22 protein-coding genes and 1 tRNA gene are annotated in these 25,524 nt (G+C 43.9%); 4 read left to right on the top strand and 19 right to left on the bottom strand.

Annotated elements, in window-relative coordinates; all coding sequences use genetic code 11:
- The 10 genes from G9G54_RS12520 to G9G54_RS12565 all read right to left on the bottom strand — a co-directional run.
- Positions 1–9,533 (bottom strand): non-ribosomal peptide synthetase (locus G9G54_RS12520; RefSeq protein WP_165178355.1); only part of this gene is annotated, 9,533 nt, incomplete at its 3' end.
- 221 nt (positions 9,534–9,754) lie between these two features.
- Entirely contained in the window at positions 9,755–10,504 is a 750-nt protein-coding gene (locus tag G9G54_RS12525; RefSeq protein WP_013310979.1) for a polyketide synthase, read from the bottom strand.
- A gap of 45 nt (positions 10,505–10,549) precedes the next feature.
- Positions 10,550–11,311 carry an enoyl-CoA hydratase/isomerase gene (locus G9G54_RS12530; RefSeq protein ID WP_165178356.1) on the bottom strand — a complete coding sequence of 254 codons (762 nt, stop codon included), beginning with the start codon at positions 11,309–11,311 and terminating at the stop codon, positions 10,550–10,552.
- Positions 11,308–12,570, bottom strand: a complete 1,263-nt coding sequence (locus G9G54_RS12535) for a hydroxymethylglutaryl-CoA synthase family protein (protein ID WP_069289930.1) — start codon at positions 12,568–12,570, stop codon at positions 11,308–11,310. Before G9G54_RS12535 ends, G9G54_RS12530 begins: the two co-directional genes overlap by 4 nt.
- A gap of 15 nt (positions 12,571–12,585) precedes the next feature.
- Complete coding sequence (locus tag G9G54_RS12540; RefSeq protein ID WP_165178357.1) at positions 12,586–13,824, bottom strand: beta-ketoacyl synthase N-terminal-like domain-containing protein; 1,239 nt, start codon at positions 13,822–13,824, stop codon at positions 12,586–12,588.
- The gene (locus G9G54_RS12545; RefSeq protein WP_165178358.1) at positions 13,821–14,060 is read right to left on the bottom strand and encodes an acyl carrier protein; all 240 of its coding nucleotides are present in this window, start codon (positions 14,058–14,060) and stop codon (positions 13,821–13,823) included. The genes G9G54_RS12540 and G9G54_RS12545 overlap by 4 nt, the downstream gene beginning before the upstream one ends.
- A gap of 47 nt (positions 14,061–14,107) precedes the next feature.
- Complete coding sequence (locus tag G9G54_RS12550) at positions 14,108–14,857, bottom strand: 4'-phosphopantetheinyl transferase family protein (protein WP_238808005.1); 750 nt, start codon at positions 14,855–14,857, stop codon at positions 14,108–14,110.
- A 144-nt stretch (positions 14,858–15,001) separates the two neighbouring features.
- Positions 15,002–15,523: an antiterminator LoaP gene (gene loaP / locus G9G54_RS12555; protein ID WP_061828474.1), complete on the bottom strand. Its 522-nt coding sequence runs from the start codon at positions 15,521–15,523 to the stop codon at positions 15,002–15,004.
- A 493-nt stretch (positions 15,524–16,016) separates the two neighbouring features.
- Positions 16,017–16,694, bottom strand: a complete 678-nt coding sequence (locus G9G54_RS12560) for an MBL fold metallo-hydrolase (RefSeq protein WP_185156297.1) — start codon at positions 16,692–16,694, stop codon at positions 16,017–16,019.
- 338 nt (positions 16,695–17,032) lie between these two features.
- Positions 17,033–17,118: transfer RNA gene (locus G9G54_RS12565), tRNA-Leu, on the bottom strand.
- Between the two features lie 247 nt (positions 17,119–17,365).
- Here G9G54_RS12565 and G9G54_RS12570 point away from each other — a divergent pair.
- Together G9G54_RS12570 and G9G54_RS12575 are read left to right on the top strand one after the other, a co-directional pair.
- Positions 17,366–17,524 carry a hypothetical protein gene (locus tag G9G54_RS12570; protein WP_013311032.1) on the top strand — a complete coding sequence of 53 codons (159 nt, stop codon included), beginning with the start codon at positions 17,366–17,368 and terminating at the stop codon, positions 17,522–17,524.
- 130 nt (positions 17,525–17,654) lie between these two features.
- On the top strand, positions 17,655–17,843 hold the full coding sequence (locus G9G54_RS12575; protein ID WP_023989396.1) for a hypothetical protein: 189 nt from the start codon (positions 17,655–17,657) through the stop codon (positions 17,841–17,843).
- Positions 17,844–17,920: 77 nt separating this feature from the next.
- Here G9G54_RS12575 and G9G54_RS12580 read toward each other — a convergent pair whose 3' ends face one another.
- The 3 genes from G9G54_RS12580 to G9G54_RS12590 all read right to left on the bottom strand — a co-directional run bounded on the left by G9G54_RS12580 (position 17,921) and on the right by G9G54_RS12590 (position 18,729).
- Positions 17,921–18,073 carry a hypothetical protein gene (locus tag G9G54_RS12580; RefSeq protein WP_165149143.1) on the bottom strand — a complete coding sequence of 51 codons (153 nt, stop codon included), beginning with the start codon at positions 18,071–18,073 and terminating at the stop codon, positions 17,921–17,923.
- Between the two features lie 95 nt (positions 18,074–18,168).
- Positions 18,169–18,495 (bottom strand): YnfA family protein, encoded by a 327-nt coding sequence (locus tag G9G54_RS12585; RefSeq protein ID WP_165178742.1) that lies wholly within the window; start codon positions 18,493–18,495, stop codon positions 18,169–18,171.
- Positions 18,496–18,546: 51 nt separating this feature from the next.
- Positions 18,547–18,729, bottom strand: coding sequence for a hypothetical protein (locus tag G9G54_RS12590; protein ID WP_029517708.1), 183 nt, complete (start codon positions 18,727–18,729; stop codon positions 18,547–18,549).
- A 351-nt stretch (positions 18,730–19,080) separates the two neighbouring features.
- Here G9G54_RS12590 and G9G54_RS12595 point away from each other — a divergent pair, with 351 nt between their 5' ends.
- Together G9G54_RS12595 and G9G54_RS12600 are read left to right on the top strand one after the other, a co-directional pair.
- The gene (locus tag G9G54_RS12595) at positions 19,081–19,359 is read left to right on the top strand and encodes a hypothetical protein (protein WP_069289956.1); all 279 of its coding nucleotides are present in this window, start codon (positions 19,081–19,083) and stop codon (positions 19,357–19,359) included.
- A gap of 31 nt (positions 19,360–19,390) precedes the next feature.
- Entirely contained in the window at positions 19,391–20,422 is a 1,032-nt protein-coding gene (locus G9G54_RS12600) for a glycosyl hydrolase (protein WP_165178360.1), read from the top strand.
- A 72-nt stretch (positions 20,423–20,494) separates the two neighbouring features.
- Here the strand turns inward: G9G54_RS12600 and G9G54_RS12605 are convergent, their stop codons facing one another.
- From G9G54_RS12605 to G9G54_RS12630, 6 genes are all read right to left on the bottom strand, one after another.
- Positions 20,495–20,710, bottom strand: a complete 216-nt coding sequence (locus G9G54_RS12605) for a hypothetical protein (protein WP_165178361.1) — start codon at positions 20,708–20,710, stop codon at positions 20,495–20,497.
- A 187-nt stretch (positions 20,711–20,897) separates the two neighbouring features.
- Positions 20,898–22,001 carry a glycerol dehydrogenase gene (locus tag G9G54_RS12610; protein ID WP_023989402.1) on the bottom strand — a complete coding sequence of 368 codons (1,104 nt, stop codon included), beginning with the start codon at positions 21,999–22,001 and terminating at the stop codon, positions 20,898–20,900.
- Between the two features lie 133 nt (positions 22,002–22,134).
- Positions 22,135–22,683, bottom strand: a complete 549-nt coding sequence (locus tag G9G54_RS12615; RefSeq protein ID WP_165178743.1) for a GNAT family N-acetyltransferase — start codon at positions 22,681–22,683, stop codon at positions 22,135–22,137.
- A 201-nt stretch (positions 22,684–22,884) separates the two neighbouring features.
- Complete coding sequence (locus G9G54_RS12620; RefSeq protein ID WP_165178362.1) at positions 22,885–23,871, bottom strand: ketoacyl-ACP synthase III; 987 nt, start codon at positions 23,869–23,871, stop codon at positions 22,885–22,887.
- A 31-nt stretch (positions 23,872–23,902) separates the two neighbouring features.
- Positions 23,903–24,253, bottom strand: coding sequence for a hypothetical protein (locus tag G9G54_RS12625; RefSeq protein ID WP_013311042.1), 351 nt, complete (start codon positions 24,251–24,253; stop codon positions 23,903–23,905).
- A gap of 183 nt (positions 24,254–24,436) precedes the next feature.
- Entirely contained in the window at positions 24,437–25,090 is a 654-nt protein-coding gene (locus G9G54_RS12630; protein ID WP_165178363.1) for a cell wall hydrolase, read from the bottom strand.
- Between the last annotated feature and the right edge of the window lie 434 nt (positions 25,091–25,524).

Genomic DNA, 25,524 nt, shown 5'->3' on the forward strand with positions numbered 1-25,524 from the left:
CAGGCTTCATGAATCGCGGTCAACGAGGACGAACACATCGTATCGATCGGCATGCTTGGCCCTTGCAAATTAAAGAGGTACGAAATCCTATTCGCTACCGAACTAAAGGATATTTGGGGAAATATTTGCGCTCCCTTCTTCCATAATTCCGGCCCATAGAGTTCGTAGCCCGTCTTAGTAATTCCGGCAAATACGCCTACCCGGCGGTTATGCCGCACCGCAAGCTGTTCCCGGGTGTAGCCCGCGTCCTCCAGTGCTTCCCAGCAGGCTTCAATGAACAGCCTTTCCTGCGGGTCCATACCGAGTGCTTCCCGTGGCGAAATATTGAAAAACAGCGGATCGAATTCTGCAAATCCTTCGATAAAGCTCCCCCATTTGCTGTAGCTTTTTGCATTCACCACCGCTTCCTGTGGATCAGGATGGAAGAACCCTTCCAGCGTCCAACGCTCACGCGGGATTTCGGTGACACAGTCCTTCCCTGCTTTTAGATTTTCCCAATATTCGTTCATGTCCCTGGACCAGGGATACTTTCCAGCCATCCCAATGATCGCTATCGGTTCACGCATTTCCGCAGGGACAGACCCGGCCAAGCTTCGGACAGGCTTCGCTTCCGCCTTTGCCTCAGCCGGCACGGCTTCTTCCTCGGCATACAGCGGTGCCGCAAGTATTTCCTCTACAGGCTGCATGTCACGGCTCATCCCGGTCCACTGCATACACTCCTGCGGGTATTCCGCCACAAAATATTCCGTCAAAGCACGCAAGGTTTGGTACTCATAAAACAGCGTCTGGGACAGTTCTCCAAAGAAGCCCGCCAGCTTGGAATTGAGCTGGGTAATCATGATCGAGTCGATTCCATAGGTTTCCAGCGGTTCATTGGTTTCAATGCTGCCGACGCTCAGCCGGGTCACCTCTCCAAACAGCACCTTGAGACAATGCAAAGTTTTGTCGTAGAGCAAGTCTGCATCCAGCATAGGTACGCTTGCCTGGTTAGGTACAGCTGCCTGGATGGCACGGACGCCGGCCTGTGAGAAGGCTTTCGTCAGGTAGGCCTCAATTTTCTCAGGTTCTCCTTCCATGACCATTACCTGCTCCTTGCCGGAGGCCAAGCTTTGGTACAACGCCCTCATTCCCGACCGAGTCTGCATGGCTGTAATGCCCATGTTTTGCGTCATGATCTGTTCCGAATCCGCATCGATCCGCATACCGCCCTCTTTCCATAGCGGCCAGCGGATAGATAATGTCTGCCCCCGTCGTTGCTTGGCCCCTACCAGGGCATTCCGATATTCGGCGTATGCGTCCATAAAGGCATTGGCGGTCGCATAATCAGCCTGTCCCGGATTGCCCAGGCTGCCCGATATGGAAGAAAAGAGCACGAAGAAGTCCAGGTCCTGACCGCTGCTCGCCTCATCCAGATGGGCTAGTCCGCTCACCTTCGGTCCCAGCACCTCTATAAATTCTTCCCTTGTTTTCTTGATGATGAAGTTATCTTGAATCACCCCTGCACAGTGGATAATCCCATGGACACGTCCATATTCCTGCTCGATGCTGTCCAGTAAATCGATAACCGTCTTCCTGTCGGTGATATCGCCTTGCCTGTACACCACGCTGGCCCCTGAAGCTTCCAGCTCCTGAAGCTTCGTCTGCTTGTCTCGGTCCAGCGGCGACCGCCCCGTCAAAATGAAGGTCGCTGCTTGCGTCTGCCGCGTAATCTCTTCTGCAACCAGCAGCCCCAGACTGCCGGAGCCGCCGGTGATCAGATAGACCCCACCGTCTCTCCATGGAAGCCCCTCTTCTTGCCCAGATGTTTCAAGCCTGCTCCAGCAAGCGGTTTTCCGTTGACCTTCCTCATAGCGAATCCAGCCATCCATCGGGCTTCGACTGTTGTCCTCCAGCTTCGCCAGGATGCCTTCCGCCTGTTCTCCCTGATCCACTTCAATCAGCTGCCCGATGAATTTTGGATTTTCCAGCCGGGCTGTCTTCAACAGTCCCGAAAGCCCCGAAAAGAGCCGCCCTTCCCCAGAGTTCCGCACCACAATCTGGACCAATACTCTTCCCTTCGGCTTGTCTTTGAGCATACTTTGGATGCTCTCAAAGGCCTGAACAGCATAGCCCTGGAACCGTTCATCAATCCGGCTCTTCCCGGATCGACAGGCAAGCACCTGCGTAGCTCCATTCAAGCTCGCTTCGAGTTTCTCGTGCAAAGCTTCTTCCGGCTCACAAAGTAAGACCATTCGCCGATCATAGGCAGGGATTTCGACTTCCAGCGGTATGTCCTGCTTCTCCCAGGCAGGCTCAAATAGCAGTGTACAGCTACTCGTAACCGCTGGCGCTTTCGCTGTTTCGGTTCTTACTGCTCTGGCCTCAACCTCTGGAGCCCAACAACGCTCCTGTGCAAAAGGATACGTAGGTAGACTTATTCTTTTCGGTATGACATTGGAATATAGCAATCGCCAATCTATATAGAAACCTTTGGCCCACAACTCTGCCAGCTTGTTCATTTCACGATTTGCAATCCATTTGCTCATTAATTCCTTGAAACCTTCTTCCTGTTCAAATAATTGCACTGAATCTTTTGACTGATTGTTTTCTCCCCTCCAGCAGTTCTCGATATGTGCTTGTTCATTCGTGAACGATTGGAGCTTTTGTACCAGCTCGCTCGTATTCTTTACGATAAAAGCTACCCGGTTTTTCATTGCCATTCGTCCTGTCTGAAGCGTAAAGGATACATCCGACAAATTAATGTCTTCAGAAGCTATCAAAAAATCTGAAAGCTCTTGTGCATACACTTTAAGCCGATGATGATGCCTTGCAGATAATGGAATTAGATAGATAGTATCTTCGTTCGCAGAATGATCTTTAAATTGTTCTGATTCAGCATTGGCTACAAATTGTTCAAATATGGCATGAGCGTTAGTTCCGCCTATTCCAAAGGAGCTTAACGCCGCCCGGTGAGGAGACGACGCCTTCTCCCATTTTTGGAGACGATCAACAACATAAAAGGGTGAATCGGGCAAATGGATATCAGAGTTTGGTTTTTCGTAATTAAGCGAAGGAGGAATCTCATTATGGTATAGGCTTAAAGCAACTTTAATGCACCCCGCCAAACCTGCTGCAGTATCCAGATGCCCGATATTGGTTTTGACCGATCCAATACCGCAAAATTGTTTTTTGGTCGTATACTGCCTGTACGTTTCATTTAAGGCAGCAAATTCAACAGGATCGCCCAATTTTGTTCCGGTTCCATGCGTCTCGATATAACTGATAGATTCGGGATGAATTCGGGTTGATTCTATCGTCTTCTGAATAACCTCAGCCTGACCTTTGACACTTGGGGCATAAAACCCTAATTTGTCGGTTCCATCGTTGTTCACACCTACTCCCCGTAAAAGCGCATAAATATGGTCACCGTCTCTAACGGCATCTGTCGCTTTCTTCAGTAGAACAACCCCGACCCCTTCTCCGCCAATCATCCCATCTGCCGACTCGTCAAAGGCTTTAATATGTCCATCACTGGAGAAATTCAAGCCGGGTTGATGCACATAGCCTAAACTGGTGAAAGGAAAGATCGTGGATGCTCCGACTAAAGCGTACTTGGCTTCACCAGATAGCAGGCTTTGCGAAGCCAGACGCAATCCGACTAATGAGGAAGAGCAGTTCGAGTGCACAAACAGACTCGGACCTTTAAATCCTAATTTATGAGAGATCATGGTAGGAATTGTCCCACCCTGTGCTAAGATCCAGGTTACATATTCATCCGCGTTCTTCAGGACATTAGGCGATTGCGATGCCAAATTGGGAATAAATGCTTGATAGAAGCTGCTGCTTGCCGACATAAACACACTGGTATCAGGAATTTCTTTGCTAATATAGCCAGCATCCTCAACGGCTTTCCATGAATGCTGCAACAGCAATTTCATTTGAGGATCCATAAACTCTGCATTTTTCTGTGATAAACTGAAAAACTCAGGGTCGAAATACTCTTTTCCTTCAATCGTGCATCGTCCGGGAACATAGCCTCGATTACCGACGATTTCTTTTTCCAGCCCTAATCCAACCAATTCTTCCTCGGAAAAGAAGCGAACACTCTCTACCCCTGCCCTCAAATTGCTCCAAAACTCGGCATGGTTTTTGGCCCCCGGAAAATGACATGAAATCCCTATAATTGCGAGACTATCCTCGAAATAATCTGGGTAGGGTGGCTTGAGGTCGTCTTCGCCTGAATCCATTTTCGGTAAGGCTGTATTCTCAGCAGTATCTGTTTGTTCCGGTGTATGTGATTGTTCCGTTTGAGAATCAACATTCTCGCTTCTTGTTTCTGTAATATAGGCACTGAGTTCCTTAACTGTCGGATACTTGAACAATGCTGTCACCGAAATATCGCATTCCAACAATTCCTTGACCCTTCCGATCATCTCTGCTGCTGAAAAAGAATTCCCACCTACGTCAAAGAAAGCATCATCTGTACTTAGATCATCAACATTCAGAAGTTTTTTCCATACCGTTAGAACTTGCTGTTCAACATCCGATTGTGGTAAGTGGATCTTTCTTGTTGTTGCTAACTCGATCCTGCGATTCATTAATTCTTTTCGATCTATTTTTCCATTAGGGGTCAAAGGCAGCTTATCTAGCTCTATAAAAAATGCGGGTATCATATAATAGGGCAAGAAAGTTTTTAAATAGTTTCGCACTTCCTTCGGATCGAGAGGAGGCTTACCGGACTCGGAATTGTTCAGCAAACAGTAGGCAACAAGCTGCTTATTCCCCCCCTGTTCCTTGGCAATCACAACACAATCATCGATTCCTGGATATGTTCTGACCTGACCTTCAACTTCACTCAGCTCGATCCGAAACCCGCGAATTTTCACTTGATAATCCATCCGTCCCACATACTCAATAGAGCCGTCCGAAAGCCACCTGCATAAATCTCCAGTTCTGTAGAGCTTGGTTTCGGGATTGAATGGGTTGTCTATGAACTTTTCAGCCGTAAGCTCTGGCTGGTTCCAATAACCTCTGGCCAATCCGCTGCCCGAAATAAAAAGCTCTCCCGGAAGACCGACAGGCACAGGTCTAAGATGTTTGTCCAAAATGTAAATCTGGGTATTTGCGATAGGCTTACCGATCGAAATAGGCTTATCTGCGTTGATCTTTTGAATTGTAGACCAAATTGTGGTTTCGGTCGGACCGAACATATTCCATGCTTCACAGCTGTTATGAACAAAATAAGATTTCAACGTTTCCGAAAGGGCTTCCCCTCCACAGAGAACTTTCATGTTCTCTTCGTTCTTCCAGCCGGCTTGAAAGAGCAGGGTCCAAGTCACAGGAGTGGCTTGCATGATTGTCGGTTTTATTCTTTGAATTTCCCGCTTAAGTCTTTCGGCATCCTTTATATTTTTGGAAGTGCAAATATAGCATTGAGCCCCCTTAATCAAAGGCAGATATAATTCCAGTCCCGCTATATCAAAGCAATACGTTGTCACTGCAAGTAGTTTGTCCTGCGCTGTTAAACCGGGCTGCTCTCCCATGGAAATAAGAAAGTTGGTCAACGCTTTATGTGGAATCATGACCCCCTTGGGTTTCCCTGTACTTCCAGAGGTATATATCACATATGCCAAATGGTGAGGTTGTACTTCCCGTTTGATTGTCTTTCTACCCTTCACATCACTTTTCAGATGATCCCAATCTTTATCAAGGACAATACAGCTAACGTTGTTCCCTTCCAAACGTGACACTTTCTCCAACAACCCCGATTGCGTAATGACCAGTGAAACTTTGGAATCCTGAAGCATATACTCCAATCGGTCCTCCGGATATTCCGGATCGAGCGGTACGTAGGCTCCACCGGCCATCAGGATTCCTAACAGCCCAATCACCATATCTAAAGAACGTTCCATGCAAATCCCCACAAGAGTATCAGGAGTTACCCCATGTTTCTGCAAATATAAGGCCAGCAAAGTGATCTTTTCTTTTAGTTCCCCATAGGTAAGCGATTCCTTTTCATATACAACTGCAATAGCTTCAGGTGTTTTTCTTGCCTGTTTTGCGAATAATTCAGGGAAGCACTTATCAGGATGAATTGTTCCGGTAGCATTCCAGTCATTAAGGATGATGTCCTTTTCCTCTGGTAAAAGTAACGAATGCTCCTCCAAGGGCCAAGTGGGATTCTCCATAAGTGCTTCCGCTAATTCTATATAACGCTCTGCCATTTGTATGATGGTTGAATGATCGAACAAATTGGAGCGATACTTGATATTTAATATCATTTCCTCTTCCTGCTCTTGCAGTTCCAATACCAACTCGTATTCGCCTTCCTGATGAATTTCTTCAACCAATTCGACGAAAAAGATATCTTTATATGGCTTGCAAAGCTGCCGAAAGCTTGAAGTTGGAAGGAAGTTTTGATAAGAAAAGGCTGCTTGGAAAACAGGTGAGCTCGTCTGTATCCGCGGCACATTCAATTCTCGGACCAGAGCCGGAAAAGGATACGAGGCATGATCCATTCCATCGACTACTGTCAGCTGCAATTTTTTCATGAAATCTAGGAATGTCTCTGTTTCCGATATCTGACTCCGGATTGGAAGCATATTGACAAAATAGCCGATTAATTTATCAAAACGCTGCTCCGGGCGCACCATAACTGGCATTCCAACAATGATATCTTCCTGTCCCGAATACTGGTTAAGCAATACCGTATATATACCTAACAAGACTGTAGACAAGCTCGTATATTGCGCTTGGGCAAAAGACTTTACCCGTTTGACCCATTTAAGCGGAAGCGGTTTAGAATATGTTTGTGCTTCCATGCTTTGAGCCGGAAAACCAGAGCGGTCATATGGCAGCTCCAGGGTCGGTAAAGCACCTGACAGCTGTTGTGTCCAGTAGGAACGATACTTCTCCCCTTCTGCACTCGCTAACATCGTTTGCTCCCATTTAACAAAATCGCCGTAGCTCGCTGCGGGTGGCAACACTGTCGATGTCTTTCCCTGTACCACGTTCTTATAGGCATCTAAAAAGCTTTGTATAAACATGCCGAAAGAACTTCCATCAAAAATAATATGGTGGATGACAACCAGTATGAAATGTTCCTGTTCAGATCTGGACATAACATAAATACGCATCAAAGGATCCTGTTCCAGCATGAATGGTTGCTTTGCTTTATTGCTAATAAATGGAATAATCTTATCTACTTCCAAGGCTGAAATATCCTCCACTTGCACATGAAGCGGCTGCGTGGGCTGCAGCTTTTGATAAGGTATCCCATTTTCCTCTTCAATCACACTTTTTAAAATAGGATACTGTTCTAAAACGATGTGAAAAGCCCGTTTAATGCTCTCAATCTCAATCTTCGTATTAAACCGGAGGCATATTGGTATATTGTAAGCATTCATCTCAGGGGACATTTTATGTAATAACCACAACCCTTTCTGAACTTCAGAAAGCGGATTCCTTCGGAAACTGAGCGAATTTTTCTCAGTATTGACCTGTACAGTGGATTTATCTTCTTCAACCTTTTGGGCTAAATATGCCGATAATAGTTGAATCGTCGGGTTCTCTAAAATTTCTCTTGCTTTAACCTTGATCGGATAGGACTTCTCAAGGCCGCGTATAAGCTTCATGACAAGAATAGAATCGATGCCATAACCATGAAGATTTGTATTCAAATTCATTTCCTCGTGCTTGAGATTCAGTTCCCAACACAAAAATTGCACTATATACTCCTGAATCTTCGACTGAACCAACGAAATGGCATTTTTGGTAGCGTCATGGTTTTCTGCAGCGGCTTCTTCCATATTCGAATGTGATGGTGAAAACCCACTCCGATATTGATAAAGTGCTTGAAGCTCTTGTTTGATATAAGCATTGCGGCAGATCTTTCTTTGGATTTTCCCACTTCCCGTTTTGGGTATACTTCCCTTAAGCAGCAAATAGATATCGTAAATTTCAAGTTGATGTGTATTGGATACGGCATTCAGTATGTTTTCGACCAACCGTTTATATTCCTGCTCATGAAGGGGCGCTTCAATTTCCTGTACGACGATTACTTTTTCCTGACCATTGATTTCAGAGGAAAATACAGCGATGGGCAAGGTCAACTCTGGCATATTCTTTTGGATGGTCCATTCAATATCGACGGGATGATGATTTTTGCCACGAATAATGATGACTTCCTTCTCTCTGCCGATGACATAGATATGATTATCCGCAATGAAGCCAAGGTCCCCGGAACGAAAAAAGCCGCCTTCTTTTGTATCGGAAAGGGCTACCTCAAAAGTGCTATTCGTTTCTTCCTTCCTGTTTAAATATCCCTCTGCCATCCGTGCAGATTTAATCCAAATCTCGCCGACTTCCTCCGGTAAGCATTGTGTATGTCTTTCAGGATGAACAATTCGTATTTGCGTCGGATCTTCAATCTCCCCACAGCTCACTACGGACTTCGATTTGTTCTTCTCATCCGTGTATTGGACTCTTCGTTGCTCCAAGCTAGGGATATCTAAATTAAGGAATCTCATCGACTGACCTGGTTTTATACTGGCGACGGGGCACAGCTCCGATAAGCCAAGGAGGGGACAAAATATATCCTCTCGTAGCCCTAATGCCCGGAATTTATGGATGAAGTTCTCGTAAGTTTCCTTCCGAATGGGCTCACCTGCACATATAATCGCTTGGAGATGGCAAAGTGAATATTGCTTAATTGAAGCGATGTCCAGTGTGGAGCAGCAATAATCGAACGCAAAATTTGGCGCTGCCGTATGGGTAGCCTGATACTTGTCAATCATATGAATCCAATTTTCCGGATTTTTAGCGAAGCTTTCTGGCGGGAGAATAATGCTCGATGCCCCGTTTAAAAGTGGAACTAAAATATTGTTATGCAGTCCAAAAGCATGAAATTGCGGCGTCCAGGAAACAACACGACTATTCCGGTCAATTCTCCATTGCTCGGCCTTGGCCTGATTCATCAAGCAGCTGTGACTAAGGATTACACCTTTTGGCAAGGATGTTGAGCCCGATGTATACATCAAAAGAGCAGTATCCTGCGGCACTGGCATTCTCATTTCTATATCAACGTTAACGGCGTCTTCTTGAAAGATTTCATCAATATTCAGGATACGGATTGAATTAAACTCCTCCCGTGTTTGGAGAAATGCTTTGAAGTCCGTATTAGTTATGATACATACGGCTTGGGAATCCTTATAAATAGGCATCATCTTCTCAAAGATTTTTTCATCCGGCTCCGAATCTGTAATTGGTGTAGGTATGGCCACGATATTTGCATAAAAACATGCCAGCATGCTGCTGATATATTCCAGGCCCTGAGGAAATACAAGAAGTGCCCGTTCCTGCTCAGCTAGTTCTTTCAAAAGGATACTGCCCAAAGACTGTATTTGATGTAGAAGCGTATTTCCGGAAAGAATTTGAGGACTCTGGCCTTCTTTCTCAAACGTAAATAACTCTTTTTCAGGAAATTTCCCGCAAGTTTCAATAAAAGAAGCGATCGGAATATCAAGGTTCCATGTTTGGTCATGTTTTCGCATCATTCTCCACCAACTCCTCAGAACACAAAGTTTATATAACATGAGCTAAAGGCTTATCACCCTGTCCATTTTGAGCTATTATTCACGTTTGAAGCATTGCCAGGAGTTGCCTGCTAAAATATATCAAAGAAAAAACGAGTGATGAGGAAGGCTATATGCTTCTTTCACACTCGTTGCTGGTTCGCATGAACAACCGCAAAGTCGTTCAACGAATCTCTATTTGGTTATTTTCCAAACAAGTTGATAATTCGTTCTTTAACCTCCGCTTGATGAAAGGTCTTCTCATGCATGATAAGCTCTTGTTCTACGATTTTGGGAAGCTGTTCCCGGAGTGGAGCAACCAAATGATCCTTTAGCGTGATTAAAGAAAATCTGGGTTTCTCGGCTAGCTGCCGGGCAAGATCCATTACATAGCCCATCACTTCTTTGCGGGGCAGGGTCGGAAACGGAACTCCCCGTTTCTCCAGTTCAACGCCTCGATAATTTCCCCCATTTAACAATAGTTCTTCTCCCAAGCTGAACCCTAGTTTTTTAGGAATAATATACGTGGCACCCATTCCCGGTGTGAATCCGTATCTCATAAAATTAGTCGTGTACACACTTTCCTTGCTTAGGACTACAAAATCAGCAAATAGCCCCATTACAAAGCCACCGCCCACCGCATGTCCCTGCATGGCAGCTATCACTGGAACTTTACAGCCCAATGCAAGAGAGTAAATATTTTCATCGGTAAACTTCGAGATTCCTTCATGTAAAGCCAACAGTCCCTCTTGCGTCCCACCCGTGGCAAAGTAATTATCGTATCCTGTTAGAATTACGACTTTGCAGGTTGAATCTTCTTGGATCGTCTTGAACGCTTGTCTTAGTCCATGGGTCATTTCAAGCGTAAATGTATTTTTATGAACTCTATCTTGCATTTTCACTTGAATAATGCCTCGCTCGATTTCAAGTAATTCAACCACGGATTGTGACATTATGATCTTCTTCCCCCCTGCATCCCCATCTTGTGGCGCACGCCATCAGTCCATCCACGGAAATTGCCCCGTTTCAACGTACCGGAAAATCCCCTTAAGATTTTGAGAATCTGAAAACACCTCTTGATTGGACGCCAACGCTAGTGGTTTACATTGACGCAAATCGTTGAGTTCATCCATAAAGTGCTTGTAGCGTAAGATCCCCTTCTTGGTCAATCGTCTGAGGCGTAATAAATGTTTGCGTAGCACCATCTCGCTCTGAGCATCGTACGCATCAACCAATCCCCATACATGGGCCTGTTGAACCGAAACGGGCTGCGTCATTAGTGTTAAATAATGCGCTTTTTGGAATCCAATCCTGCGGACTAAAAATGGTAGAACGCAAGCAGGGAAAAGTCCGAATAGCAATTCTGATAAGCTGAACTGTGCCGTCTCGTCAGCTATCACAATATCGCTGGCAGCAATAAATCCGACGCCACCAGCGTTTGCTTTTCCTCGCACATGAGAAATCGTGATATAAGGCCCAGTTGCTAGTTTTAACCACAGATCATACATAGGTTCTGGACTCATTGCATGTTCTTGTCCACTTTCCACTTTTTCACGCATTCCCTCAAAATCCGCCCCAAAACAGAACACCTCTGGCAGACCCTCCAAAACTACGATCGTAACCGACTCCTCACACAGTGCAAGTACATGCAAGCACTCCTCGATGAGGGTATTATTAATCGTATTATTTGCCTCCGGTCGGTAAAACCGAATATAACAAATCGATTCTTGAAACCGAACCTGAATCGTTTGATAACTCATGATTCCCACCTGTATTTACGGTGGAATTCATAGATTTCTTCCAAATACAACCGCTGTCTCCCTTTCCCGGAAGCTATGACCCCCGGAATCAATTGAAAATCCAGCTTGGCGTTGCGGGTTCCAAATCGTACGGCGCCACTGCCTTTTAGCAGGGATTCATATTCGTCCATAGATAACTGATAGCGATCATTCAAATTACGCTCGATTTCAAAACGCCGCAGATGTTCCTGGCTTTGCGGCATAACAACCCCGCTATAAAATTCAGAGCAGCAGCCTGACCCGTAGGAAAAACAGCCGATTCGCTTTGGAGCATCGAATGTACCCTGATCAATCGTACCTGCCAAGGAGAGGTACAAAGTCGCCCCCATAATATTTCCGACACGTTGGCAATACGCTAATCCAGGCTTAACACGTTGTAAATAATCTGCCTCAATCTCATTTGGTTTGGATTGAGTCAACCTTCGCATCATCGTGCGATGCGCTCCTTTTACCATTCCGCCAAAAGGAGTATGAAAGGCAAGATACTGAAAGGTATCTTTATAATCCACTCCTTTCACCCGTTTTTGATATTCCAAAAACGCTTGCTCGCAACAATCCAGATAGGACATTAAAGACAAGTCTGCATCCCCAGCCTCGCTATCTGGAATCGGCCGACAAGTATCCATCACCTCATAGCCGTAATATCCATTAGCGCCTGCATCGATTTGAAAAACATGAGGATTTTCACTAATGAGCATTGCCACGGCCCCTGCGCCTCCACTGGGCTCAGCATAAGACCAATCCTCACTCAAGACATCCCCGCCTTCAGCAGCAATAAATCGTGAAATATCACTGGCAATTACAAGCGCTTTTGCTCCTGGCGAGACCTGAGAAAGAATAAAATTCACCGCCATTTGGAGTCCTGCAGTACCGGAATAGCAGGCTTGCTTGAGCTCAAATAATCTGCAATTCCGATTCAACCCCAAATAGTGGTGAATATATGTACTGATTGATTTCCCAAAATCAATACCTGATTCTGTACAGGTGATAAGCATTTCGATTCGGTTTTTTTCCGCTTCTGAAAGAGCGTCCACCAGCGGTTTTGCCGCATTTACTCCAAAGGTAACTGGATCTTCATAAGGCAGGGCAACCGCCTTTTCTTTCATTAATAAATTTTCGAACCTTGCAGGATCCAATTGCCTGTGTTGGGCTAATTGCATAACATCCAGATAGGCAGAGCCACCAAAAACGTTCATTGCCTCAATTCCCACGACAACCATAATCGTCCCCCTCTCTCAAATACGCGACTCACATTTTTGCATACAAATAGCAGTATTGATTCCACCAAACCCCATGCTCAGATTCATGGTATTGTGAATAATTGCTGGTACTGGCTCATTCTTCACCCAATTGCAGTCCAAATGGATAGGCTCCTCCAAATTACGGGTAGGGTGAAGTCTCGACTCTTTCATTTGTAAAAGAGTAGCCACAATTTCAACCGTTCCTGCCGCGCTCAAGCCATGACCGATAATAGATTTGGTTGCATTGATATAGGCATGTGACAATTTACAATCCTGTAATGCCTTTATTTCTATCTCGTCTCCAACAACCGAGCCTGTCCCATGGGGATTAATATAATCAATCTCTTTCGGTAGTAGCTTTGCTTTCTCCAAAGCTCTTCTAATCACTCGGGCTTCGCCTTCGTAAGAGGGATTGGGATTCCGGTTTCGATCCATTCCCATATCCCATCCTGCAAGTTTGGCATAAGGTTTCTCCCGACGCCTCACAGCAGAATCGGCCCGTTCTATGACTACAACCCCGCAAGATTCCCCATAGATGAACCCGTCCCGCGACTGATCAAATGGTCGACACGCCATTGCAGGTTCATCGGCATATCGGTCGCTTCCCATCGCTCCCAAGGACCGCAATGCCTGGCATTCCATATACGAAATATCCATCAATGCCCCCATTGCAATACAAACATCAACACGATCTGCTTGAATGGCCTCAATTGCTTGAATGATTGCGACTTGTCCACTCGCGGATGCACCACCGACGGTATAAGCTAACCCCTGAATGCCGAACTGTTCGGTACATAGTCCGCACAAATCAGTATCCATAAAGGAAACCCCATAGGTCGGCGGTACAAAGCACATTTTTTCCCGATAGGCCTCATAGGTCTGAAATAGCTCCCGTTGCTGAAAATTGGAGCCTCCAACCACCAGTCCAATACGGCTAGGATCAACGTTATCCAATTGGGCATCATTCCAGGCTTCTTGAAGGGTTACCATGGCCACCTGCCCCGAAAATGATGCTGTACGTAACATTCGTTTGGATAATGCCTTCGGATAAGACAAGGTTGGCAGCTCCGCACCTATAAATGAAGCTTCGCCTCTTCTGCCAGGGCGCTGCATGACGCCAAATGCATGCTGCCCTTTGAACAACGCCGAGGCAAAAGCAGCCTTCCCCTGCCCAATCGCCGAAGTCACGCCAATCCCCGTAACGACTAACTCAGACTTTTCATAATTTTTCATAATTTCGCATAAAGTGCATCTGTCAATTCCCCTATATTTTTCACGCCGGACAATTCGACACGCGGAATATTAAGAGATAATGTTTCCATCGTCTTGTTTACAATTTCGGCCCGATCTACTGAATCTGCACCCAAATCCACCAATCGATCGCTATACTCGAACGTGTGATCTTGTAATTCAGGAAGCACTTCACGAATACAACGTTTAACAATATCGAATACTTCTTCCTTATGCATAGGTATCCTCCTAAAAGATAAATGTTTTAAACTCAACAACCCGGTATTCAATAAGCATGACCTACAAACGGATTTCGATGAAAAATTGTATTGAATTTCTCATAAATCCGAGAAGTATTCATACTCCATTCCGTCTTCCTTGGTGCTACAATCGTGCAGATATAGTCACCTAACCGGTAAGACTGGGCAACATATTGTGGAAAATGTGAAAATGTACTTTGGAAGTATCCATCCACCAATCTGGTCTCATTCATTTCAAGTACATGCAGCGATGTTGTAAAACCTGTGCGCAATATTTTCGACAGGGCCTCCTTCACTGTCCAAAAAACCGTCAATAAAGCTGAGTACTCCCCTACTCCCCGCACGACAGAGATTCTTTCCTTTTCTTCCGTCGTCAGTTGGCTTTCAATTGTCTTGTTTCGCTTAGAATCAATCCTCTCAATATCAATGCCCATGGGATGCGCTTCGGGAAAAACAACAGCCGCTCCGATATAGTCGCAATGGGCAATGCTCACCTGGTAACTGTGGACACCATTGATTCGAAGCATGGGCTGGCCAAAGACACCTGTCTCCACACTTACGTTGCGCAGGTCTGGCTCGCTTAACAACACCGAAACTGCTTGTTTCGCACTTAGCCTGCCAAGCACAAAGTTGGATTTCCGCCGATGGAATACCAAACTCTCGAAGTAACTACACTCATTCGAATGGAAAACTTCTCGATCAAGGGGAGCGTCTGCGTTATAATCTGCATGGACAAAACTGACGGCCGCCTTCATCACGGCATCTTCCCGCTTCAATATTAGTTGTTCTGCATACGAGGCTACGCATATCCCCCCTAGTAAACTACTAACTTAGCAGTCCAAATCAAAAAAGGCCTTCAAATCCCTTAAGGGTTCTGAAAGCTTCCTCATGGAGTATGAACTCGTCATAAGTTCTCCACTTTAAACCTTACTTATAATTTCCAACGCCACTCTCACTAACCTAATATCACCCATAAATTCCAACTGAATGACCGCTTGTCGTTTATGTCTATCTATTTTCTTGACTATACTCCCCCTTCCTTTAAGTGGGCCATCTAGGATACGTATATTGTCTCCTTCAATAATTCCAGTTGATGATTCTATACAATAGCTATCATTGCATAGACTCTCTAACATTTGTTTCTCCGAATCTCTCATTGAAGCTTCAAACTTCGAGTATCTCAATAAACGAATGATATCACTAGAAGTGCAAATCATTGAATTTGTACTGGTTACGAACTGCAAGTCAGGTAAATTCGACTCAATAAATACATAGCTTGGGAACAAAGGAGCCCATTCTTTCTTTACTATTCCTGCTACTTTAAAAAGTCTCTCTTGGAGAGGTATAAAGGGTTTGTAGACTTCAGAATCCAACCACTCATTAATAAGCTGCTTGACCTGTTCTTCCCTACCCGTTCGCACAAAAAACACGTACCAGCTCACTTAACTCATCTCCTATAAAAACGTACTGCCAAATCATCTTCTATAATGTCTACTACCCATATACATAGCTTCGCCCTTTCACTTATCCTACTTGATAAGCTACAATCTCTCACGATATATCCCTCATTAATGGTTAACGTGACCCGCCAGCGATTAACCACAGACAAGTTCCTTTATTTTTCATATAATCATATAATTGGAATAATGTTTTTCCATTATAATCCTCTACTCAAACCCTGTCAATTCACAGTTGATTGGGAACGGCAAGTTCATCATTGGATTCGCAAACCTTTCTGAAAATGGCTCAATTTGAGGTCATTATTATCTTTCGAGTACAGCTTTTGTGTTTCTAGCGGCTCATAAAAAAACTGATCTGGGTGTTTTATACTAGTGAACTTGAGCATCTGAGGCATACACAAGCGATAGATCGTTATGTACTATTTTTTATATTCAATATTTTCTCTCACCATTAGAACTGGGCCACAATACAGACTCATTTGAAATCGAACAGACCCTTTTGGTTCGGACGCATTCTAAATTTAATAAAAGATTCCTTACTCGTAAATTGAAAATAAATATTTTCATCCATGAGGTGATTGAGTGTAAAACCAGGCGCTTTACCAAATGAATGAGCAGGATAAATTTGAATAGAGTCATCAATTTCTCGCTTTATTTTTTGTACGCTATTATATAATTCTACCGGATCTCCTCCATTTGGGTCACAAAAGCCACAACCTTCAATGAAAATTGTGTCCCCAGTAAATAAGCGATCTGATAAAAGATAGCATACACTTCCCGCGGTATGTCCGGGGGTCAAAAGACTTTTGATTTCCGTTTCACCAACCTGGATTGAATCCTTGTCTTTAATTGGATGTAAATTTCTACATCTAAAATGATAAAAATCGATTTCGTTTGTTGACATGAATACTTGCGGGTTATATTTTTCTAGGAGTGGATTTACCAAATTAATATGATCCCAATGTGAGTGAGTTAATAGTATCGCTTTGAGATCGCCATTCAATTGTTGAAGATAGGATTCTACTTTCAATAAATCCCATGATGGGTCAACAATAGCTATGTCTCTTGTTTTCTCATCCATTACAAAATATACATAGTTAATGAAATTCATAAAACAAACTCTTAACTGTTCCATATGATAAGTCAGATTCATATCAGCTTCACTGAACCACCTTCCCAATGATTAATTAAAAACAACAACATTCTGATTTAAGGTTTTAGGCCACTTCATTTTTTAGAAATACTTACTATTTAATTATAAAGGCCTAATTTCATTGTCCTATGATTATAACAATTGATGCAATAGAAAGGCTCCAACTCTCTGTTACAAGATCGCTTAATTTTTCCAAAACAAAAAACGCCTCTCCGTATGTTAACGGTGAGACGTTTTTTGTTGATCCTACATACCTGTTACGGAGTATTCCGCAGGTACACAGAACCTCGCGTTATTTTCGTTCATTTAACTTTGATGTGTCCGTTATAAATCAAGAATGCCGAGGACCGGGATCGAACCGGTACGGTAGTCACCTACCGCAGGATTTTAAGTCCTGTGCGTCTGCCAATTCCGCCACCCCGGCATAAAATTAGGAACGCTAATCTTTACACTTACTTTTCTTACAAGTATCTGAGAAACATACATCTGATTAAGAAGTGTTCTCGTTATGTAAATGTCGTTCAATTGGGCACCAACATATAATACGATAATTTTATCGAATTGTAAAGTGTTTTTAAAAAAAAATAATAAATTTCTCTTTTTGTATAACTTGTGCACATTTGAATTACACTAATAAACGTCTTTCCAAACTACCAGAAGGGGTGTTACGAATGCGTGAAGGTATGATTCCAGCTGTTCTTGGAACGGTAGTATCGGCTTCAGGCGCTGTGTTGCTGAGCAGTAAGTACAAACTTGCAGCTACAGGCATTCTCGGTTTCGGACTGGCTCATGTTGTTCTGGGGGCGATTGATCTGATTGAGCATCGCTAGTTGTTTGGGAAGTGCCGGGCGGGATTTACTTCCTCCCGGTTTTATTTTTATCAACGTTTAGTCTGGAGCACAAGCGTTTATGTAAAGTATAGAAGCTGAATGTACCTAATAAAAGGAGCTGTGATGTGCTATGAGAGATAATAATTCTGAAAAAAATCGTACTGACGATCAAATCGAACATAAACAATCCCTCGACAAGCGCGAGCCAGGATTTAATCGCATTCCTGACACCGATGCAGATACACCTGCTGCTACCGATATGATTGATGAAGCCATAGGTCGCGGGATAGACAAGTTACGTAACGATTTCACAAAATAAAGCATGGGTAATAGGACACAGGTTTGTGAGCAGCCCTTAATTTTATTTGTTTTGATATGTACAGTGATTTCGTAAAATCACTTAAAGATCAGCATAATCCAGCCAATGATCGATATCCACAGCACGATGCTGATTAAAAGTCCACACATGATACCAAAAGAGAAATTACCTTCATTCTTCGGCATAGTACTGCCAAATTTCAATCTAAGCTTCATTTGATTCCAGTTCATAGAACCCCCTCCTTAAGTTCTATTTCGGAATATGAAGCTTATTTTTTTAGACCTATAGTCATGTTTTCGAAAATAAAAAAGGGTTTTTTGTCCTATCACCCTGATCGCGGAAACAGGATTACAGCTATACCGACCAAACAAATCAATCCACCAAAGAAATCGTACAAGTCAGGTGTCTTTTTATCAATCCACCAGCCCCATGCAATGGAAAGAACAATAAAGACACCTCCGTATGCTGCATATACACGCCCAAAGGAGGAAAAAACCTGAAAGGTAGCAATGATTCCATACACAGCCAAAATTACTCCGCCGCAAAGTCCGACATACCATGTCTTCCCTTCACGCAGCCACTGCCAAATCAAATATCCTCCTCCAATTTCAGCGATGCCAGCCAATATAAAAAGTAAAGCTGCCTTTAACACCATTTCACACCCCTAATTCTTTAAATTCTTTTTGTTTTTTTGGATATCTCATTAGAGCACTCGACCTAAAATGATAATCAGTGCAATCACGCCAACCAAAATCAGCAGGTTACTAACCTGACGCCATAAGCTAGGCACTCCCTCGGAGTGAAGCTTCCGCTGATTGGCATCAAAGTTCGCTTTGGCTCCTTCAGCATCTGCTGATCTAGAGAATGGTCTGTTTTCTTCATTCATAAGAGTACCTCCTTTTCGATCCACTTTAATCATACCAAAATTTTCCGTCGATTTCGCGGTGCTTTTATGCATATACTTACCACATATTTCTGATTGCATCTTCATTTATGTGAAGTGTACATCTATATGTCAATATTTCGCTGAATATAAAGTATGATGTCGAATCAAGGTAGAGTGGGTATTTAGACGTCTTTCATTGCAGGACGGTAGTTATGGTATAATTTAGTCAACTTGTTCAAGATCGTACCAGCGCTCAATTGTTTACTCAACTTGTAATTAAATTGACATCTAAGAATCCACATCCCGGTACAACCTGCATTTTATGTTTGTAAACCTAGGAGGAGGATACCGATGTCCCCAATCTTTATAGCAAGTTTAATGATAATGGGCATATTTTTATTTCAGGCAGCCATCGTTTTCGGCATCATACATTGGATTTCAAAACGCACCCAACGTCCAGCACAAACCAAAATGTATCTTGCAATGGGTTTGCTCGTTGTAATTTTAGGCTTCCTTGTATGGGACAACTGGATACACTCACAGGAATTTAATGGATGGGCCACGATTAGTCTGCTGGTGATTATTATTAGCGCCTATATACAGCTTAGAAAGCAAAAAGAAAAATACTAATCCCATTACCATGCATCAAAGGAGGAGCGCCATGAAATCTCACTCAACACGCTTTTGGTTACAGAGGGTGCTACTGCTAATGCTTGTTTTACTCTTCAGCGGCTCTCAGCAATCATTCATTGTTGCCGATGCCGCCCCGCCAATTAATGTTCAGGCCTCTGCCAAAGCCAAGCAATTACTTGCCTACCTATCTAATGTACCGGATGATATGCTAATTTCCGGGCAGCATGATTACTTAGAGGCACCGGATGAACAAAATAACAAGCTACAACAAATCAGCGGACAATACGCAGGACTTCACGGCTATGAGTTTGGAGGATTAGCTAATCAGTCCCGTACGGCCCTACAAGAGCAACGTCAGCATGTTATGAATAGTGCTATCCAATGGAGTCAGGACGGCGGAATTGTAGCTATTACCTTCCATCAGGCGCTACCGGGCACACCCAAAACGTGGAAAAATGTACAAGCAAAAATAACTCAAGCTGAATTTAATCGTTACATCACGCCGGGTACCCCGCAATATAAACAACTGATCGCCGATCTGGATGAGGTGGCTCTGTCCCTTAAGACTTTACGAGACGCGGATGTACCTGTTTTATGGAGACCCTATCATGAGATGAACGGCAACTGGTTTTGGTGGGGGAACAAGCAAAATTACGCTAAGTTGTGGAATCTAATGTATGATCGGTTCACTCATGTCCATCATCTGGATAACCTGTTGTGGGTATGGAGTCCCAATGCCCCAAACGCATATAGCACTCCCTATAATCTGTCCTTCCCAGGTATTAACCGGGTAGATATTCTTGCAGCTGATATCTATAATAATGATTATAAATCCTCCTATTACACTGAATTGCTAAAGCTTGCGCAGGGCAAGCCTATAGGAATCGGAGAAAGTGATATTCTGCCGAGTGCGAAGGTGCTGCAAAACCAGCCAGCCTGGGCCTATGCCATGACATGGGGAAAGGAGCTGTCTGCAACCAATTCACAAGCAGCAATCAGACATTTTATGAACCAAAATAATATCATCACACGAGACCTTCTTCATGAGTCCCTCCGCTGAAAGAAAAAAGCTTCCACTTCGCTCTAAGAGCAAAGTGGAAGCTTTTTTTATACTAAATCCAAATAAAGCTCTCTAACTATTTCTGATAACCTCTTCTAGATCAATATCGGCATACGCCTCTTCACCAAGATGTACGGATACAATGGTGTAGATCCGCTTGGACAGTCTAGACATCAGCCGATCACCCGGTGCTACAGAATATTCTTCCCGATAATCTCCAATTTTGTGAAAACCGCTGGACATATGGATGTACAAGTTACCCCTACGTGTTCTACCATGCACCAACATCAAATCTCCTCCTGCTGTGTAACCAACCTAATTTCCCTGTTACATGTATATCGGTCAGAACAAGATAGGATATAAGTCCCTGGTACCCTTCTTTTGTTTCACAAGTTAGTGCACGTAAACGAAACGGGTCTGCCAGTGATGTGACAGACCCGTTTTTGTAAACCCATTTTCGTGATTTAGGAAGAAACTATTCTTGATAGGATTCTGCTATTGCATTCGCTGCAATGATTGCATTGTACACGTCAGCAGGACTAACCGGGAACGGCATGTTGACCATTGTATCATTCGATGCACAAGCAGCTTCAGCCACTTGGCGCCATTCAGCCTCAACAAATTCCTCTACACCCAAGTCACGAAGCGTCAACGGAAGGCCTACATCCTTCACCAGTTTAATCACGGTTTCCAGTTCCTCTTTCGGTGCATTTTCCAGCACTAGCTGGGTTAACAAACCGAATGTAACTTTCTCACCATGCTGTGCTTTATGGAGCGAAGGAACAGCCGTCATGCCATTATGAATGGCATGTGCTGCTGCCAATCCACCTGATTCTGCACCAACACCGCTCAGATAAATAGTAGCTTCAATCGTATCCTCAACCGCACGAGTATATACTTTACGATCCACAGCACGTTTGGCCTTCACAGCATTTTCCAGCAACGTATCATAACAAAGACGAGCAAGTCCCAGTCCTGTAGTGGAAGGCTTGTTCAGAACCAGGTTATCTCCATTGGCCTGATAGCAGGCACGAGCTTCAAAATAAGTGGCCAGTGCATCACCGATTCCAGCTGCAAAGAAACGCGCAGGCGCTGCTGCCAGGATGCCTGTATCCGCCAGTACAACGTCTGGATTAGTAGGCAGGAACAGATATTCATCAAAAGAGCCATCTTTTTTGTATATAACCGCAAGCGCGGTACAAGGAGCATCTGTAGAAGCAATCGTTGGGAAAATAACAACAGGCAGCTTTTCATAATAAGCCGTTGCCTTGGCGGTATCCAATGTTTTTCCCCCGCCAATCCCTATGATAATGTTCGAACCATGTTTACGCACCAATTCGCGGTTACGATCAATCTCTTCTTTTGTACATTCATATTGAAATTTCTCGAAGACCACCTGATTACCAGCTGCTTCAATCGAAGCACCTGCCTCCTTTTGGGCCCTTTCAAGTATGAACTCATCACAAATGACAAAGGCTTTATCGCCATAATCCTTAATATAGTCATTTAACGACGAGAGTAGATTTTGTCCAGAAATAAATTTCTTGGGTGAAGTAACGGACCTTACAACGTTTGCCATGTAAATTCCTCCTCAGCTTTGACTCATACTCAAATTAATAATGATTTGGGCATGTGACCCCTTAACTATAAACCTCTTTTCACGTTATTAAAAGGCTTATTATGGAATATTTTATGAACAAATTGTGTATCTATTATATTTGAACAGTCGAGCTCCATTCAGAATACAGGATACCCATCATGATACGATCATAACTGTTACCATCACGAAGAACAGCGGAACGAACTCTACCCTCAAGCTGGAACCCCGCCTTCTCATAAGTTCGGATCGCTTGTGTATTGTACTCAATCACATCCAAGCCGACCCGATTCAAATTGAGCTCATAAAACGCATAACGAAGAATGAGCCGTACCGCTTCTGCCCCAAAGCCCTTGCCGTGGTAATCCGTATTACCTATACCTATTGCCAGTTGTCCGCTGCGATTATTCCACTCAATCCCGTGGATAGCAACAAATCCGATCAAGACATCATCTGCCAATGTTCTTAATCGAAAATAGACCTCGTTAGAGCGGGGAGATCCTTCTGACTCCATCTGTTTCAACGTGTAGGGGAGCGCCAAATCCGTATCTACATTTCGCAGATACTTCGCATCCTCACCCCATTTGAACATCACTTCGGCATCTTCTTCCCTGACTGCGGCCAGTTTTATTCGTTCCCCATAAAATAAATTTTCGATCTTAATGACTCTTCAGCTCCTATTATGAATTGTGTGCCATGTTTTCCGTCATAATTGTCATGCTATCCGATGTCCGCAATATAAGCTGTCCCTTTTAATTCAATGTTTAAATTTTACAAAATAATCATACATAGCACAACCAAATCATTACAATTGTCATTGTGTGACACACAAAAAAGACCTTACAGCTGCAAGGTCTTCTCATAACTAATATTTAAACAACATAGCAACCAGCTGATATCCAGCTCCAATCGTCCAGAACAGCACATAATCACCGCGCCGGATACGACCCGATTCAATACCTTCATATAGCGCAATGAACGGGCTACTGGTACCTGTGTAACCATATCGATCACCCACATAAATCATTTGGGCATCCTCTAGTTTCAAGTGATCCTGAATCTTTAATACATTTGCCAACGAGAACTGAGACAGACAATAAGCCCGTACATCCTGAGGCGACAGTCCATTCTTTTTTAAAATGCGTTCAAGCAGATCAAATGTAGGAGGCAAGGCCATATTAGCATCGAACGGAAGCCACTGAATATATTTTCCGGGAGCATTCCTTTGGAGTGTTGCCGCTAACCCCTGAGCCGGGTACAAAATTTTATCTATATTGACTGGGTCTGTAAAATACATCGAATCTATAAAACCGGTGTCTTCTTCTGTACGCTCCAAAATAGCCGCACATGCAGCATCTCCATAGTTCGCATAAGTAATCTCATCCTCCGGACCGGAAATGAGTGAATTATAATCTGAACCGATAATAAGCGCTGTCCGCACGTCAGGATTAGATAGCATCGACCGACTGGCTTGATCGACAGCGACTGTCATCCCTGCACAATTCGCGTTGGAATCCATCACGGCCACATCATGTCTGGCCCCAATCGCCTGGTGAACAAACAATGCATTCATCGGAAACAGTGACTCAGGAACTTGAGTGGAGAACATGATCATATCCACATCACGGCCTGTCATACCGGCCTGTTCCAGAGCTTTTTGCGCAGCTGCAATTCCCATTGTTAGACCGTTTTCGTTAGGATCATCAATGATATAACGCTGTTTTCTACCCATATGCTCCATGAAGCGTCGAATATCTTTGCCCCGCTCGTCAAAATGGCGAACATAGTATTCGTTATCCAACGAATGGGGCGGATGGTACACACCCAGTGCTTTTATTTTGATATGGCTCATCAGGTTTCCCCCTTACACATACGTCAGCGCATTATTGTACGACAATATCTACGTTGTTTAATCCTGCTTCACGTGCTACTCGACCAAGCTGCATTTTAATAATGGTTTGTTGAAGACTGATGCCAAAGATTACTTTGGTAAATCCAGTTTCTTTGTAACGTACAAATGAGCCCTTCAATTTTTCCACTTCTCCCGGACCCAAAAGTGCCATCTGGGTACAATCTACCTTGAGTGTAAAGCTGGACGCCTGAATGGATGAAGTTTTGGCTACATAATCTTTTACAAAGCTATCATACTCCTCCTGGCTAAAAACTCCATTCACCGCCATATGTACCGTTTTCATGGCTTGATCTACTTCGATAGTGTAAGGATGTTGACTCATTTAGAAAGACTCCTTTGATTTCATTTTTTTGTCTATTAAGAGTATCGGAATAATAGGTAGAATTTTTAATATTAAATCAGATAAATCACCACTAAAATATTACAAATTTGCGAATATAAAAAACCGTCACTGCTCCTAGAAGAAGCAACTGACGGCTGGAAATTTGCGTATTCTCATGTGCAATTAATTCGTAAACGTATGGCGACCGAGTGAGATGACAGCCGGGCGACTTTTACTCCATTTGGCTGTGGCAATGGCCGGGTTGTAATAAAACAAGGACCCATTAGTCGGATCAGCACCGTTAAGTGCCTGTCTGGCTGCACGGTATGCCGTCTTGTTTGGTTTCAGGCGGTATTGACCATCCTGTACAGCGGTGAATTGGCCAGGCTGCAAAATAACGTCCGGGATCGAGCTTGGAAACTCGCCGGACTGCACACGGTTTAATACGACAGCTCCAACAGCCACTTGACCTTCAAAGGATTCTCCGCGCGCCTCAGAATAAATGATACGAGCCAGTTGATCCAGCGCGGTTACGCGCACCTCTCCGAAGGATTTCAGCTTGGCTTGTGTTGCCGCTCCGGCTACTCCATCAGGTGTCAGACCGTTATCTCGTTGAAAACGAGCCACCGCTTTACTGGTCAGAGAACCATAGTACCCAGTAAACCCAGCCTTGAAATAACCGAGCGAATGAAGCTGCTGTTGAAGCTCCAGCACCCGTTCGCTTTGAATCCCTTTCTTCAAAGCTGACGTTTGTGCTTGTGCTTGTCCTGGTGCGACTGACAATACAGTACCTAACATACATGCGCAGGACAGGATTAAAATAGATAATTTTTTCATATTCCAGACAACCTCCTCTTTCATGTTCTGTCCGGTGCAACCATTCCGGCCTGTACAACTCAGGGACGTTTATCCGATGATGTTTCTTATGACATAACTTATGCCTAGCTGCAGAAATGACGCGTGGTTACATACGGAATGGGACAATCATGCTTTCACACGTCCGTTGCAGTATACCACAAGCCGCATTTACGTATCATCCGGCTCTGGTCCTAAGACTACCCAAGCAAATAAAACGCCATCCCTAAAGGGATGACGTGTATTAAAAGCAATGGATCATGTTCTGACCACACTTGAATACGTGACTTTTTTCGCTATTTTTCGCTTCAACTTGCCCGGGATCGGAGCCTGATTTCTACTAATTCAAATCACATTTGCGCGCACACATATATGGGCGTATGCATAGGGTAGCGTACGATCATCAAATCTTGATT

The organism is Paenibacillus sp. EKM212P (assembly GCF_011066115.1).
GTDB lineage: Bacteria > Bacillota > Bacilli > Paenibacillales > Paenibacillaceae > Paenibacillus > Paenibacillus polymyxa_B.